Raw genomic sequence first — 13,347 nt, forward strand, 5'->3', positions numbered from 1 at the left:
TGACTTCCTATTTTAACAATTCGTGCTTTTCTAAAAACTCGTTAATCTCTTTGATGATTTCCAAAATATCCGCGTTCAATTCCGCAGACGTGGTTTCAGCAAGGGTCCCACGATAGGCGTTCCAATAAGCCTGAAGCTTCTTCGTGTCTTCGGCAGGAATGTCGATAGGACCAATTGCCGTTCCGCGATTCGTGAACGTGTCTTGAATTGCAGACTTCGCTTTCGGAATTTCGACGATCTCCCCCCGCATGAGGAAGATCAAATCGTGATAGTCTTTCATGCGGCTGTTTTCTTGCGAGCGAGCGATTGCGGTTTGCAGCTTTTCGGCAAAGATGAACTCAACCGGATACGCCCATAGCTCGATGTCTTTTTCAAAGAGTGGAGCTTTGTCCGTGCTCAGAAGACGCATTGTGATTTCTGTCGGCTTCACGGCATCACCGACGCCCACGTCGATGAAAATTTTCGTTCGCGTTTTCCCCAGGTGAGCAACGACTGAAACAGAATAACCAGGATATTGCATGTGAGTGTGCGAGAGAAGCTGCACATCCAGCGACTCAAACGTGAATCCGTCATCAATGGAAATGGCCGCGACTTCACCGAGATAGTTTTTTACGTCCTCGATGCTGCCTTGGAGATCCCTCAAAAGAAAATCCAAGTCTTTTGTTTGACGTTGCAGATCCGTATATCTTGCAAGGCACATGGCACCTTTAAAAATAAAATTCTTCCGATACTTCGATTGAGCCAAGCGAGCCAGCCAGCGTTCAAGGACGACTTCTTGCCAGACCTCCCCGAAAGTTCTCCCGTGTTGGTCCGCAATCTTTTTCACGCGGTCTTTGACGGATTGTTCTTTGCCCTGACTCATGTAAGTGCCGCCAGGTAAGGGCTGATATTCACGCGAAGTTCGCGCGCATATCTTCCAAGTTTTGCGATGTCAGGCTTATGGTCTTTTGTCATTTTCAGATATTCCTTGAGCGAGTGGATGGCTGATTCAATTGAAAGATAACGAAAGGCATCCACGACACTTCGCTCTCGGTCGAAAATAAAAGTTTGATACTTGTCCACCTTCAGCGGAACTCTTCCGAGCTCAAGGTTACGCATTCGGAGGATCTTCGTTTTGGGCCGCCGTGGAGTCCCCCCAGAGTGAGGGACAGCAATCCAAAGCTGCCGAGGAATCTCAAGGGTCAGTCCGTAATAACTCAGGGCTGAAACCCCGCAGATCGTTCCCTCGGGAATACTCTGAGCCGTTTCGAGTAGGTCCTGAATCTCGAAAGGTGCAGAGGTGGCGACATTCGGATTGCGGTAAACCCCGCGAGCAACACGCTCAAGGACTCCGGTTTTCACATAGTACGGCAGCACATGGGGATCGACCCCGTGGGCTTTGGCCTCTTTGCCGGTGAATGATGGGAGCTCTAGGAGCTTTTTAAATTCTGGTCTGTTCATGTCCTTTATTTTACGAAATGCCCCCAATGAAGTCAAGTGGGTGCAGTTCGTAAATAAATGAGTCATAGTAAAATCAATCACTTAGCCTCCATTTCTCGACTTGAGACGCCATTTTTTACGAATGCGACCCAAAGTCTTAAAGTGGGTGCAATTCGTAAAATATGCGTTTTTACCCCTTTAAACCCTTCCATGAAGATCCCTTAGCCTTTCAGCGAGCACGTCACGGCGGCGGTCTCGGGCCTTGAGGGTGACTGGAATACAGAGACCCAAAAGCCGCGAGGTCAATCGTTCGTGCATGAGGTTCTTCACTTCGCCCGTGGCAAGATTCGTGGTCACGAACGTTGGAAGTTCCCAGTTAAGCCGCCGATCCAAAATCTGGAAAAGGCGTTCCGTTTCCCAGGGCTTTCCTTGCTGAGTTCCCAAGTCATCAAGAAAAAGCACATCGGCGTTGAGCGCATCTTGAAACGTGGGCTCCGCTCGGTCCTCGCGCGCAAAGTCCTTCGTGATCTGATCGAACAAAAAGGGCACGGACCACCAGACCATGTGAGGCACTTTTTCGGTGGACGCTTCAAAGTAGCGGTGAACAAAAGATCCCATGAGGTGACTCTTGCCGCTGCCGGGAGGCCCCTGAAACCAAAAGCCATAGCGATCCGTTGGCCGCCATCGCTTCACAAGTTCCAACTCTCGCGCGCAATCCGGGTCCACTTGAAAACTTGAAAGCGTTTTAGACATCACGTTGCCCGGAAAGCCTGAGCGTTTCAGGACGTGATTGATTTCTTGTTTTCGCCGAATGGCGGCCGCCGCGTGTGCGCGCTCACGCATTCTGGATTCACAGTTGAGGTGCGTGATGGGCCGCCACGCAAGACGTGACAAAACCGTGCGCGGAAGTGCGGAGGAATCCTTTGCCGAAAACTCGGGGTTCTTTTCGTACTGAAAAACCTCGCCGCATTCAGGGCACCGATCCTGCGGGGTTTCCAGGTCATCGGCACTGGAAACAAGGATCGGAGTGAACGCCTTAGCCATTGGCTGCATTGACGCCTCCAACTTCCCCCAGAGTCTCGGTTTTGATTTTCTCGATTACGGCATCAAGATCTTCTTCGCGCTCATGAGCTCCGGCAGGCCGAGTATATCCCCCCTTCGTGAAAGACGAATTGCTTGGAAGCCTTGACGTGTGGTCATCCCACCCCCGCGACAGCCAGTTTCCTAGGAACCGAGGGAAGTTTTTCTTTCGCTTGTGGGGGTTCATCGTTTCCCAGGCAAGGGCCTTGAACACTTGCTGCGCGACCCATTTCGGATCGGGATACGCATCAAGCAGGGCTTGCTGAGTTTCGATGGGAACTTTGCGTTGAAGAAATGTCAGTTCAAGTTTGGATTCAGGATCAAAAGGCCGAAGGGCTTCAGCGAGAAGGCTCGGCATTTCCGGTGCCGAGCTATCATCGTCTCGTTCGTCCGTCTCGTCAGGTTCGTCCTGTTCGTCTCGTCCGTCCGTAAGGGCCAATTCTGGCCGTGAACCTTCCAAGTCCGAACGTGCTGGCGGTTCATCCTCACCAGTCCGTTCAGATCCGTTCGGATTCGGACGGATCTGTTCGTGATGTTCAAAAGTTCCGTTTGAGAGCAGTTTTGTGATGGCCGAGCTGACTTGCGCGGCGGTGGCGGCGGCTCTTTGTGCCAGATATTCGACGTTGATCCGAACGTGCTTTGTCTGTTTATCTGATGCACGACAGAGGATTTCGACAAAGACGTATCTTTCGGCAGCGTCCAATCCAAACATGGCTTCGCTTGTGGAAATGGCATTTTCCAAGCGAAGCCATGAGCACTTCTTAATATCTTTTCTCCCGTTGTAGTTTTCAAAACCTGGGATCGTGATGGTGATTCCATCGTAGTTTTTCATAGAGTCTCCTTCCATAGACCAATGTTGCCCACTCATGCGGAAGGAACCGACTGCTCATGCTGTCGGGTTGTTGACACTTTCAATTAACGCATTTCAAAGCCGCATGGTCATCCCCCTTGGTAGGCTTTTGACCTCCGGGATCAAAAGCGGTTTTGAGCTTCTGCGTTCAACGCCACCGCTCAAAATAGAAGCCTCGGCCAGCAAAGTTTGTCGGCTGAAAATTTCTATCATGCGGGGCTGGTGATGGCGGCGGCGGCAAAGTCCCACCGCCGCCGCCAATCGTTTAATCCGGGTTTTAAGCTTCACGGCGTCACCCCCGTCGGGCAACCCTGAGTCCGAGCTTTGAACCCCCCAAAGCTCAGACCTGCGCGTTTTAACAGGGCCCCAATTTCGGCCAGGGAGGGGTCATCCGGTTGCAGCTTTTGGAGGCGATCCAGCAAGGCCGTGGCGGAAACAAAAACGGCCTCAGAGAACCGAGCGAGCGCGGCAAAATCCGTCTCGCTCAACTTCGGCGCGTTATTTTCATCAGTACGCCCACGGGTATATTTACAGGAACAAGCGGTTCTGTTAGCTTCTCCTTGAGATAAACTTTTAACCGCTTCTTTCACCCTCGAACTGCGAGTTTTGTTGAGAGGTTTCATGAAGTTGGTACTCCATGCACTTCGGAGCACTTTTTTCTGAATTCTTCAACGTGTGGACGCCAATTTTTGAAAATAACAAAGCCCGATCGCAAGATCGGGCTTTTTTATTTTCATTTACTGTCTTCAGCGGACTTGAACTTAGAAGGTCGGCGCAAAAAAACCTACAAATCACCAGCAAAGCATCGTGCGCCGACAACAGGGGTTGTTTCGGGCTCCTGCCCTCAACCCCTTCGGGGCTTACGCGCAAAAATAGCATCCTGCTATTTTTGTCATCGCCCTCGCAGGACGCGAGCGCGAGGGTGCGCGAAAGCGCAGGGCAAAGCCCCGAGGAGCGTGATGCGACGAGCCCCAATCGTCGCAAAACCAAGAGCCAAAAAGCGAGCTTCAAGCAAAGCGAGAAGCAAGCCAATCTATGCCATTTGCCACCCTAGCCCATTTATTTTATCGGTTCCAAACAACTTTGTTTAAAAAACACTCCCCCCGTCTGATAATAAATGCGATCCACACCACCATACTAGCGACTGGGGGTTGCCAATGGAGAAGAGTCTCTTTCCAAAAGAACACAACGAAAAGCACCACGTATCCAGCATCCATAAAGCCGCCGCCCAACAAATAAAAAAAGACAAGAGCAAGATAAAAGCAGCGTGGGAAATGAAAGTGCGCAATAAAATTCCCGCTGCCGAAGGCCAGACATCCCCGGCTCTGCTCAACTCGATGGAAATCTTTTTAGACGAGCTTTGTGATTCTCTTGAGAAGTCCACACTGAACTCCAACTTCCGCTTGGGGGAACATGGAATGTCGCGACTGCATGGGGAACAAAGAGCTCAACTTACAGGTTACTTTCTTCCACAACTTTTTCAGGAATTTAGCATTCTCAGGGCCGTGATCACGGAAGATCTCCATAAAACGGGTTTACTCAGCTACGAAGTGGGGGCAATTATCAACGAGGCCGTGGATGCTGCGATCTCATTGGCCGCCACAGAATTTGCGGATGTTCATCAAACACGCCTTAAGCGGGCCCTGGAAAAAGCAGAAGCCAGCAATCTGGATCTGGAACATTTTGCAGCCATTGCCGCGCATGATCTGAAGTCTCCTCTGGCCACCATATCCGGTTACTTGGATCTGCTTACGGACGAAACAAAAGACGTTCTCGGGGAAGAACCATTAAAGTACATCAACGTCATGCAGAAAGCTTCCGAGCGCATGCGCCGGCTTATCGACAGACTGCTGGACTATGCCCGGCTTACAAAACCCGAGAAACCTTTCCAGCCCGTTGATCTTAACGAGATCCTGAATCATGTCCTGCAGAATCTGCATGAATCCATCAAAAAAACTCACGCCAAAATTCTTATGCCCGTGCTGCCAACAGTAAACGGCGATGCGCACCTGCTGACTCAGCTCTTTCAAAATCTCATCGCCAACAGCATCAAATTCCACGGAGCCTCGCCTCCCCATATTCAAATAGAATTTAAACGGCAAGATCACACTTACTTGTTCAGTCTTCAAGACAGGGGGATCGGCTTCAACCCTAAGGATAAAGAAAACATCTTCACTCTGTATAAGAAGCTGCAGGATGCCTCAGATACTCCCGGAGCGGGGATCGGTCTTGCCACTTGTCGTAAGGTGATTGAACTGCACGGTGGGCAGATTTGGGCAGAGTCCCAGCCTGGCAAAGGCTCCACCTTCCACTTCACTTTGCCTCAACCCGAAATAGAACAGAAATAAACCGGAATCAGAAAACTAGGAATATTTTTTTCCCATCGTCACCTCCATCTCAGCACTGGCCAGCCGTCGATAGATACGTATGCGGTCGTAAATAGGATACCAGTCAAAAAGAATGAGGTCGATGGGCCTCCAAAGAGACACCCACCCGAATATCACAAATCCCTCACGAACCGCACCACTGACAGGCCCTGGCTTCATCGTGGAAATGGCATGAGCGATTGTCAGGCAGGCCGCGACAAGAACCAATCCGATTCCCAAAAATATCTGCGCCGTTCGATATGTTTTGGAAAGCTGCCCCCGCTTGAGCTGAATCTGATAGTGGAAGTAATCGTGAATAGATTCTTTGATGTCATCATGAGAAACAACATCTGTAGCTGACTCGATGTGAATGTGAATCTGAAGAGGTCGATTGGGGGATATTTCGTCAAGATAGGATTCCAGATACTTTGCGAATTCCTCGTCCAGGTCCCGCTGCCGAAACGGTGCCGGGTCGCGATAGTCAAAAAGCTGCTGCAGATCCTTAACCCGGACCTCAATGATTTGCACACCGTTAACGATTTTGTATCTGTCTTCCTTCACAACCTCAACTCCGGCCCCGCTTGTTCAGAAATCGGAACAAGTTCCTGCATCAAAACTTTGATCTCATCCTGCTCCAGCGTTTCCTTTTCTAGCAACAAAGCTGCGCCTTTTTCAAGAAGGGATTTATTGGCACGCAGAGCCTTTCGTGTCAGCTCCGTGCAAGAAAAGACAATTCTCCGAATATCAGCATCGATTTCGGTGGCACTTTTTTCGCTGTAAAGACGATTGCGATAGTTCATGCCTGGGGTCTCCAAAAAAGTGTTGGCCGGCTGCTCAAAGACGATGTTGCCCAGATGGCGGCTCATTCCGTAGCGGGTCACCACCGCTTCGGCAATATTAGTCACCTTGACCAGATCATCCGCAGCCCCGGTGGAGATCTCGCCAAAGATCACCTCTTCGGCAATGCGTCCTCCCAATAAGACACAGATTTTATGCAAGAGTTCGGCTTCGGTCATGAGATAGCGATCTTCGATGGGTCTTTGCATGGTGTACCCCAGTGCTCCCAATCCTCGAGGGATGATGGAGACCTTCTGCACTTTATCAACACCTGGAAACAAACTTGCCATCACAGCATGACCCATTTCATGGTGTGCCACAATTCTCTTTTCGTGTTCACTCAGAACACGGCTTTTTTTCTCAAGTCCACCTATAATGCGTTCGATACCTGCAACAAAATCCTCTTCGTTGACCGTTTCGGCATTTCTTCGCGTGGCCACCACCGCGGCTTCGTTCACAAGATTGGCAATATCAGCTCCGGTAAATCCCGAAGTCAGTGCCGCCAAATGTTCAATATTAAGTTGTGGTTCCGCCTTAATCTTTTTCAGATGCACACTGAGAATCTGCTCACGCCCCTGTTTGTCCGGCCGGTCCACCAGAATCTGACGGTCAAAGCGCCCCGCCCTGAGCAGGGCGGGATCCAAAACTTCGGGGCGATTGGTCGCAGCCAGAATCACCACGCCCGAGCGGGCATCGAAACCATCCATCTCTGCCAAAAGTTGATTGAGCGTCTGCTCCTTTTCATCGTGTCCCCCAATGCTTCCGCCAACAGCCCGGACCTTTCCCAAGGCATCCAGTTCATCTATAAAAATGATGGAAGGGGCATTCTTTCGGGCCTGTTCAAAGAGATCACGCACCCGGGCGGCTCCCACTCCGACAAACATCTCTACAAACTCAGAACCCGTGATGGACAGGAATGGCACCTGGGCTTCCCCTGCGACGGCACGAGCCAGCAGGGTCTTGCCAGTTCCTGGTGGGCCCACAAGTAAGATGCCTTTGGGCATTCGTGCCCCCAAACGACCATATTCAGAGGGACTCTTTAAGAACTGCACAACTTCATAAAGTTCATCCTTAGCCTCATCAACCCCGGCCACATCATCGAAGGATATCTTCACATCTGTTTCAGCGTAAAGCCGTGCCCGGCTTTTTCCCACCGACATCAAGCCTCCCAGCCCCCCTTTTTCCGCCATTCTTCGCGTCAGAAAGATGAAGAGACCGATGAAGATCAATGCAGGAATTGTCCACGACAAAAGATCGCGAAAGAAGGTGTTCTCAACCACCTGGCGGTATTGAACTCCTGTGCCTTTGAGGTTTTCAACCATCTCCGGCGCAACGCGATTGGTGACAAATCCTTTAAAACCTTCACGAGGTTCTTTAAACTCGCCACGAACAGTCGTTTCCGAAATGACAAGATTGGCGACCTTTTGCTGCTGAAGCAGCTCTTCAAACTCGCTATAGGCTATGTTCTGAACCCTCAGAGGGTCCCTCCACATGTTCTGAAGCCAGACAAAGGCCAGGAACGCCAAGAAAATCCAAAAGAAGTTTCTGCTCGGGTCTTTGAACACGATGTTCCTCCTTGCATTCTATTCTGAGAAAGGATCCTCGGATTTTCCAATATATGTGCGGCAGTTTGTCAGTCGACCCAATAAAAAGGTGAAGCAGACGTCGAATGCCATGTAGGTGTGAAACGAAAGCCGCGAGGCCAGACCAGGCGCGCGACCGCTGTTAGAAACGGCGGACAACTGGGAACCAATAAAAGGCCGCTCCGCCTGGACCCTACTTAATTCACAGTCCCCGGAATACCATCAAACATCAGCCCCAGAGTGAAATAACCACCAGAAAGATCCAAGGTGTCAATCGCACCGGGGTTCCCCGAACGCTTAAAGCCGTCGATCTTGTTGTATTCATAACCAACCTCCAAGACCAGATAGATCCTCTTATAACCAAAAGCTAGCGAGGCTCCCGCAGCCGCATAAGGAGAAGCATACCACTCATCCCCGACACTCTTTTTAAGCTCGCCATTCAGACTGGCCGTTTCTATTTTAAACGAGGTGTTGGTGCCACCGACTCCACCAAAAACATCAACCCTCATGAAGTCCGATTTCTTCAGAGGAACCCGGGCGATCAACAAAAAAGCATCCTGGTCCAAGCGGGCCTGATAATCATCTGCCTCAACCACAAGATCTTCTCCACTTGAGGCCATCTTCTTGGCGTAACGGGCTCCAACGTCCAGGTAATTCATCAGAGGATAAGTGATCTCCACTCCCAATTGACTGATCCCTTCCATTTTTTTTAGACCCTGGGCTTCGATAGTTTCATTGGCATTATCTGGCTTTACTGTGGTCATTCCCATAAAAAGCCTGGCTGTCCAATCCCACGTAGTTTGACCGGTTTCAAGGGGGGCAAATCCCACGTAAGTGGACCGGCTTTGGGGGAAGTAAATCCCACCTAATTTGACCGGGCAATTGCTTACGTTTTCAGCACATTTTCTCCATCTGATCCCATGCGCTAAGCTGCTGGTTTAACAACCAGACTACAGCAAGGAATACGCATGCGGAAACTCAGAAAAAAGGACTTGGAGAAAATCACAGTGGACCGAAAAATCGTCGAAGGCCTTCGCGAAGGACACTCACTCACCGCACTGACTAAATCAACTGGTAAAGGCAAAGGTTACGTCATAAAAATCCGCGACCAGGCGATAGAGCATGGCTATGTAGCCGTCGCAAACCCAGAGAAGAAAATCTACTGCAAAACCTCAAAAGAAATCCCACCTTACCCAGAGGCGCTGTTTCCGCTGCGCGATGGTCGCAGCGAGAAGGCCATTGAAACGGATGCCATCTTAGATCCCAAGCGCGAATGGATCAAGGAGCGCATTGAACTTGGCTGGAGTCCGCAAAGTATTTTTGAAGAGCTTCCGCTCTCTGTCCCGCGATCTAACTTCTACCGCTACATTCACCGCCACAAACTTATGCGATCCGCACCTGCGCGCAATGTGATGGAGCTTGTTCACTCACCGGGGGAATGTCTGCAGGTGGACTGGGGAAAGCTCTTTGACGTCGTCGATCCTGTCACAAAAAAGAAAAAAACAATTTGGATTTTCGTTGGCGTTCTTGGGCATTCTCGTTACGAGATGGCCCGAGTTGTAGAGAAACTCGACTTTGAAACAACTGCCGAAGTTTTAATAAGCATGTTTGAGGAACTTGGCGGAGTCCCTCGTAAAGTGACTTCTGATAATCCCAAAGTCTTTGTTCATGAGGCATCAAAGCACGAGCCGACGTTGAACCCGGCCTTTGAAAGACTGGCCTCGCACTACGGGTTCGTTGTCGAGGCATTGCCGCCTTATTCTCCAGAGAAAAAAGGCAAAGTGGAGCGAATGGTTCCAATGAAGCGTCGCCTTTTTGAATCCTACGATAAGTCCCAATATTCACTGAGCGGCGCACAGTCACACATGAATAAAAAGATGAGTATCGCCAATGAGAGAAAGCACGGGACTCACCTACAAAAACCTTTGGATGTGTTTCTTAACGATGAAGCCTCGTTGTTAAAGCCTCTTCCTTTATTACGCTACGAAGTGGAAACCATCACTCGCTCAACAGTGAGGTCTGATGGTTATGTTCGCTTTGCAAACAAGTACTACCGAGTAGACACAAGACTCAAAGGCGAAATAGCTTTGGTGATTGGTAATTCAGTTCAAGTAAGTATCTACTGCAACGGTCGACTGTTAGAAGTTTACGAGCGCATCCAAGATAAATTCACAAGTAAAGCCTGTAAAGATCATTACAAGGAGTCTTGGGAGAAGACTCTTCAAGATCATGGTCACTATCTGAAGCAAGCAAAAATTATCGGCGTCAATGTTGAGCGCTTTGTAGGAATTATTTTGGCTCGAGGCGAAGGTTTTGTTGATACACGCAGCGTATGGGGTCTTCTGACGCTGAACAAGAAGTACAGCAATGCCGACATCGACAAGGCCTGCCTTTCAGCGCTGGAGTTATCACAGGTAAATTTAAAAACAGTTCATCAACTATTGAATATTATGGCAAAGCCAAAACCCAAAGCTCCTCGTCATGAGGAGGTTTTATCCGCGCAGACGGTGGGAGGTAAGTTTGCGCGCGACATGAGTGAGTATAAAAACCATTTACGTCTGGTTCATAGCAACCAGGCCCACTGAAAGGAAAGACAGTTATGACAATAGATGTGATACGCGATCAGTTAAAGCAGTTACGAATGCCCGCGGCATCCGCAGAGATCGAGGGTTTAGTTCAAAAAGGAAAACGCAGCCAGGATCTTAAGTGGCTCAGTGAGCTTCTATCCACGGAATTAGATGCAAGGGCAGATAACGCCGTAGAAAAAAGGATTAAGAAAGCGGAGTTCCCAGAGCGAAGAAGCTTTGAGCAGTTCAATTGGGATTTCAATAAAAAACTCCCGCGCGAAAAAATCGAGGATCTGAAAGATTTAAAGTTTATCGAGAACAACGAAATTGCATTGTTTTTGGGAAGTCCCGGCACGGGCAAGAGTCATCTTGCGATTGCTCTTGGGATGAGCGCTGCGCAGGCTGGTCACAGTGTTTTTTGTACGAGTGTAAAAAGACTTGGGACAAAGATCCGTAAAGCGCGCGAGAACAATAAGCTCGATGTTTTATTCAAACAAATTCTAACATCAAAGCTATGGATCTTGGATGACTGGGGCGTCGTAACAATGCCACGAGACGTGAGTGAGGAGATCTTCGATTTATTTGATCGACGCAAGCACAATTCGGCTATGATCTTAACCAGCAACCGCGACGTTGAAGAATGGCCACAAGTTTTTACCGATCCGATCCTGGCAAGTGCTGCCATCGACAGGATGTTCGAGAATGCCCATATTTGCATTTTTGAAGGCCCCAGTCACCGCATGAAGGGACGAATAACTTTCAACGATATTGACAGCGAGTAGAAAGACCAATAAACCCTCAAAAATCAGGTGGTCAAAGTATCTGAAACGAACCCGGTCAAACTAAGTGAAACGGAACAGCCTGGCCTGCACGGGAATCTCTTTTGCGGAAACCTCTTGAGTTTGAAGCACAAAAATAGACAAAACCGTAAACAGCAGACCATATTTCATTGAATAACCCTCCGCCCCTGATGATACCTGTGATTTGACAGCCCGCAAGTCTGGTTTGGCAAGTGGCTGATATCATAGAACTTACTCACATTATTGAGTTCAATCCAACAGCCTAAGGAACTGGTTAAATAAGTCGGCAGCAAAGATCCAGATCAATCGGAACTTTCTTTTTTTGGTTCAAGTAACGCCGCCCGTATCTTGGCGGTGCCTTGAATCAAAAGATCCCGCTCTTTTTTGTTTAATAACGAACAGAATTTCAGATCGGCCTTGCTCACCAATCCCGCAAGGTGCTGATGAATCCTTCGCGCCGTCGAGGTCATTTCAATCAATTTTGTCCGCCCATCTGTTTTATGTGGCACCCGACGCACCAGTTTTCTTTTTTCCCAATCGTCCAACAGGCGTGACACCGTGGTTTTATCCTTTCCCAGATAAAATGCCAGATCCCTTTGAGTCAGCGCCTGATCCAACAACGGACGCAGGTTCATCCATTCTTCAAAAGTGATCGCGGAATGGTTTTGCTCAAACGACATCAGAAGATACCTTTTCATAGCCACCAGTGTGTCAGCCAGGCTTATACCCAGCAGTTCTGAATCATTTTTGGACATTTTACCCTCGGACCTTCATATAGTTGCAATATACAACTAGTTGGTTGTATATTGCAACTATATGAAAAAAGATTCCACAGACCTCTCAGGGCAAATAGATAAAGATGATTTCAATCTGCGCTTTGTGGTGCAAGGTCAGGGCTTAAACACCCTGGTGCTGGGTTCGTCTGTATTTTATCCCCGCACGTTTTCACAAAGCTTACGCCAACATCTTCGCCTGGGGTTTGTTGATTATCGCGGATTCGCGGCAACAGCCAAACCCTTCAACCGCACTGACTATGAACTGGGGAAAATCTGCCAAGATACTGAAGATCTGCGCCAGGCCTGCGGTTTTACCCAATCCGTCGTTGTCGGACACTCTGCCCATGGCTATCTTGCCCTGGAATATGCCCGACGTTACCCTAAGTCCGTGAGCCAGGTGGTCATGATCTGCACCGGCCCCAGTCACGGAGCCCCGATGAACGAGGCCTTTCGCCGGTGGGAAGAAACCATTGCTCCCGAACGCAAAGCCCAATTCGCTTTGGATCAAACTCAATATTCTTTGTCTGGCGCAGAATCAGGACGAAGATTCATCACCTATTGCCAGGCTCTTAATGCCAAAAGCTGGTTTGACCCTCACTTCGACGCGTCCCCTTTGTGGCAGGATGTGAAGGCGAATGACGATGCGATGGACTATCTCTACGGCGAAGTTTTTCGTGATTACGACACCCGACAAGCCCTGCAGGAAATTTCAGCACCGATCCTTTTGATCTGCGGACTTCATGACTATGGCGTTGCGCCGTTTTGGACCTGGAATGAGCTGCGCAACACTTCCCCCAATTTCACGGTAAAAGTCTTTGAGAAATCCGGCCACTACCCTCAACTTGAAGAATCCCAGGTTTTCGACCTCCTGCTTAGGGATTGGCTGAGTTCAAACACCCCATAAAACGCACTGTATTGAAGGGCATTTCCCTTGCGCTAAGCCCCCTAAAGCACTACAAAATCTGCCTATTCCGGTGGCAAAATTTCCGGCACGGTTCTTGGAACATTGCCTGACTGGAAATGATTTAACCCGATTTCGGTGTCGCTTTGGCACTTAAACGAAAGAGGC

At 49.3% G+C, this 13,347-nt stretch carries 14 protein-coding genes; 5 read left to right on the forward strand and 9 right to left on the reverse strand.

The features are described 5' to 3' along the window. Positions 1-7: 7 nt before the first annotated feature. The 5 genes from ACZ5ZV_RS13005 to ACZ5ZV_RS13025 form a co-directional block, all read right to left on the reverse strand. Positions 8-862 carry a nucleotidyl transferase AbiEii/AbiGii toxin family protein gene (locus ACZ5ZV_RS13005; RefSeq protein WP_464117504.1) on the reverse strand — a complete coding sequence of 285 codons (855 nt, stop codon included), beginning with the start codon at positions 860-862 and terminating at the stop codon, positions 8-10. Next, positions 859-1,521 (reverse strand): type IV toxin-antitoxin system AbiEi family antitoxin domain-containing protein, encoded by a 663-nt coding sequence (locus ACZ5ZV_RS13010; protein WP_464117505.1) that lies wholly within the window; start codon positions 1,519-1,521, stop codon positions 859-861. The genes ACZ5ZV_RS13005 and ACZ5ZV_RS13010 overlap by 4 nt, the downstream gene beginning before the upstream one ends. A 96-nt stretch (positions 1,522-1,617) precedes the next feature. Beyond that, on the reverse strand, positions 1,618-2,472 hold the full coding sequence (locus ACZ5ZV_RS13015; protein ID WP_464117506.1) for an ATP-binding protein: 855 nt from the start codon (positions 2,470-2,472) through the stop codon (positions 1,618-1,620). Next, positions 2,456-3,331: a hypothetical protein gene (locus ACZ5ZV_RS13020; protein WP_464117507.1), complete on the reverse strand. Its 876-nt coding sequence runs from the start codon at positions 3,329-3,331 to the stop codon at positions 2,456-2,458. Before ACZ5ZV_RS13020 ends, ACZ5ZV_RS13015 begins: the two co-directional genes overlap by 17 nt. A 93-nt stretch (positions 3,332-3,424) precedes the next feature. Beyond that, positions 3,425-3,637: a hypothetical protein gene (locus ACZ5ZV_RS13025; protein WP_464117508.1), complete on the reverse strand. Its 213-nt coding sequence runs from the start codon at positions 3,635-3,637 to the stop codon at positions 3,425-3,427. A gap of 349 nt (positions 3,638-3,986) precedes the next feature. Between ACZ5ZV_RS13025 and ACZ5ZV_RS13030 the strand changes: the two genes are divergently transcribed. Beyond that, complete coding sequence (locus ACZ5ZV_RS13030; RefSeq protein ID WP_464117509.1) at positions 3,987-4,403, forward strand: hypothetical protein; 417 nt, start codon at positions 3,987-3,989, stop codon at positions 4,401-4,403. Between the two features lie 103 nt (positions 4,404-4,506). Continuing rightward, entirely contained in the window at positions 4,507-5,697 is a 1,191-nt protein-coding gene (locus tag ACZ5ZV_RS13035) for a sensor histidine kinase (RefSeq protein ID WP_464117510.1), read from the forward strand. 15 nt (positions 5,698-5,712) lie between these two features. Here the strand turns inward: ACZ5ZV_RS13035 and ACZ5ZV_RS13040 are convergent, their stop codons facing one another. The 3 genes from ACZ5ZV_RS13040 to ACZ5ZV_RS13050 form a co-directional block, all read right to left on the reverse strand. Next, the gene (locus ACZ5ZV_RS13040; RefSeq protein WP_464117511.1) at positions 5,713-6,276 is read right to left on the reverse strand and encodes a hypothetical protein; all 564 of its coding nucleotides are present in this window, start codon (positions 6,274-6,276) and stop codon (positions 5,713-5,715) included. Next, positions 6,273-8,117: an ATP-dependent zinc metalloprotease FtsH gene (gene ftsH, locus ACZ5ZV_RS13045; RefSeq protein ID WP_464117512.1), complete on the reverse strand. Its 1,845-nt coding sequence runs from the start codon at positions 8,115-8,117 to the stop codon at positions 6,273-6,275. Before ftsH ends, ACZ5ZV_RS13040 begins: the two co-directional genes overlap by 4 nt. Before the next feature lie 215 nt (positions 8,118-8,332). Next, positions 8,333-8,899: a hypothetical protein gene (locus tag ACZ5ZV_RS13050; RefSeq protein WP_464117513.1), complete on the reverse strand. Its 567-nt coding sequence runs from the start codon at positions 8,897-8,899 to the stop codon at positions 8,333-8,335. A 204-nt stretch (positions 8,900-9,103) separates the two neighbouring features. Here ACZ5ZV_RS13050 and istA point away from each other — a divergent pair, with 204 nt between their 5' ends. Together istA and istB are read left to right on the forward strand one after the other, a co-directional pair. Next, complete coding sequence (gene istA, locus ACZ5ZV_RS13055; protein WP_464117241.1) at positions 9,104-10,720, forward strand: IS21 family transposase; 1,617 nt, start codon at positions 9,104-9,106, stop codon at positions 10,718-10,720. Between the two features lie 14 nt (positions 10,721-10,734). Next, the gene (istB, locus tag ACZ5ZV_RS13060) at positions 10,735-11,484 is read left to right on the forward strand and encodes an IS21-like element helper ATPase IstB (RefSeq protein ID WP_464117240.1); all 750 of its coding nucleotides are present in this window, start codon (positions 10,735-10,737) and stop codon (positions 11,482-11,484) included. A gap of 320 nt (positions 11,485-11,804) precedes the next feature. Here the strand turns inward: istB and ACZ5ZV_RS13065 are convergent, their stop codons facing one another. Further along, a complete protein-coding gene (locus tag ACZ5ZV_RS13065; protein ID WP_464117514.1) occupies positions 11,805-12,257 on the reverse strand; it encodes a MarR family winged helix-turn-helix transcriptional regulator in 453 nt (150 codons plus the stop codon). Positions 12,258-12,318: 61 nt separating this feature from the next. Here ACZ5ZV_RS13065 and ACZ5ZV_RS13070 point away from each other — a divergent pair, with 61 nt between their 5' ends. After that, entirely contained in the window at positions 12,319-13,182 is an 864-nt protein-coding gene (locus ACZ5ZV_RS13070; RefSeq protein ID WP_464117515.1) for an alpha/beta fold hydrolase, read from the forward strand. Positions 13,183-13,347: the final 165 nt, after the last annotated feature.

It is taken from the genome of Bdellovibrio sp. HAGR004, from assembly GCF_055397015.1.

Coding starts and splice junctions, on each gene's coding strand:
- ACZ5ZV_RS13070 (WP_464117515.1), top strand. CDS start 12,319: ATGAAAAAAGATTCCACAGACCTCTCAGGGCAAATAGATAAAGATGAT.
- ACZ5ZV_RS13035 (WP_464117510.1), top strand. CDS start 4,507: ATGGAGAAGAGTCTCTTTCCAAAAGAACACAACGAAAAGCACCACGTA.
- istA (WP_464117241.1), top strand. CDS start 9,104: ATGCGGAAACTCAGAAAAAAGGACTTGGAGAAAATCACAGTGGACCGA.
- ACZ5ZV_RS13065 (WP_464117514.1), bottom strand. CDS start 12,257: ATGTCCAAAAATGATTCAGAACTGCTGGGTATAAGCCTGGCTGACACA.
- ACZ5ZV_RS13005 (WP_464117504.1), bottom strand. CDS start 862: ATGAGTCAGGGCAAAGAACAATCCGTCAAAGACCGCGTGAAAAAGATT.
- ACZ5ZV_RS13020 (WP_464117507.1), bottom strand. CDS start 3,331: ATGAAAAACTACGATGGAATCACCATCACGATCCCAGGTTTTGAAAAC.
- ACZ5ZV_RS13050 (WP_464117513.1), bottom strand. CDS start 8,899: ATGACCACAGTAAAGCCAGATAATGCCAATGAAACTATCGAAGCCCAG.
- istB (WP_464117240.1), top strand. CDS start 10,735: ATGACAATAGATGTGATACGCGATCAGTTAAAGCAGTTACGAATGCCC.
- ACZ5ZV_RS13030 (WP_464117509.1), top strand. CDS start 3,987: ATGCACTTCGGAGCACTTTTTTCTGAATTCTTCAACGTGTGGACGCCA.
- ACZ5ZV_RS13015 (WP_464117506.1), bottom strand. CDS start 2,472: ATGCAGCCAATGGCTAAGGCGTTCACTCCGATCCTTGTTTCCAGTGCC.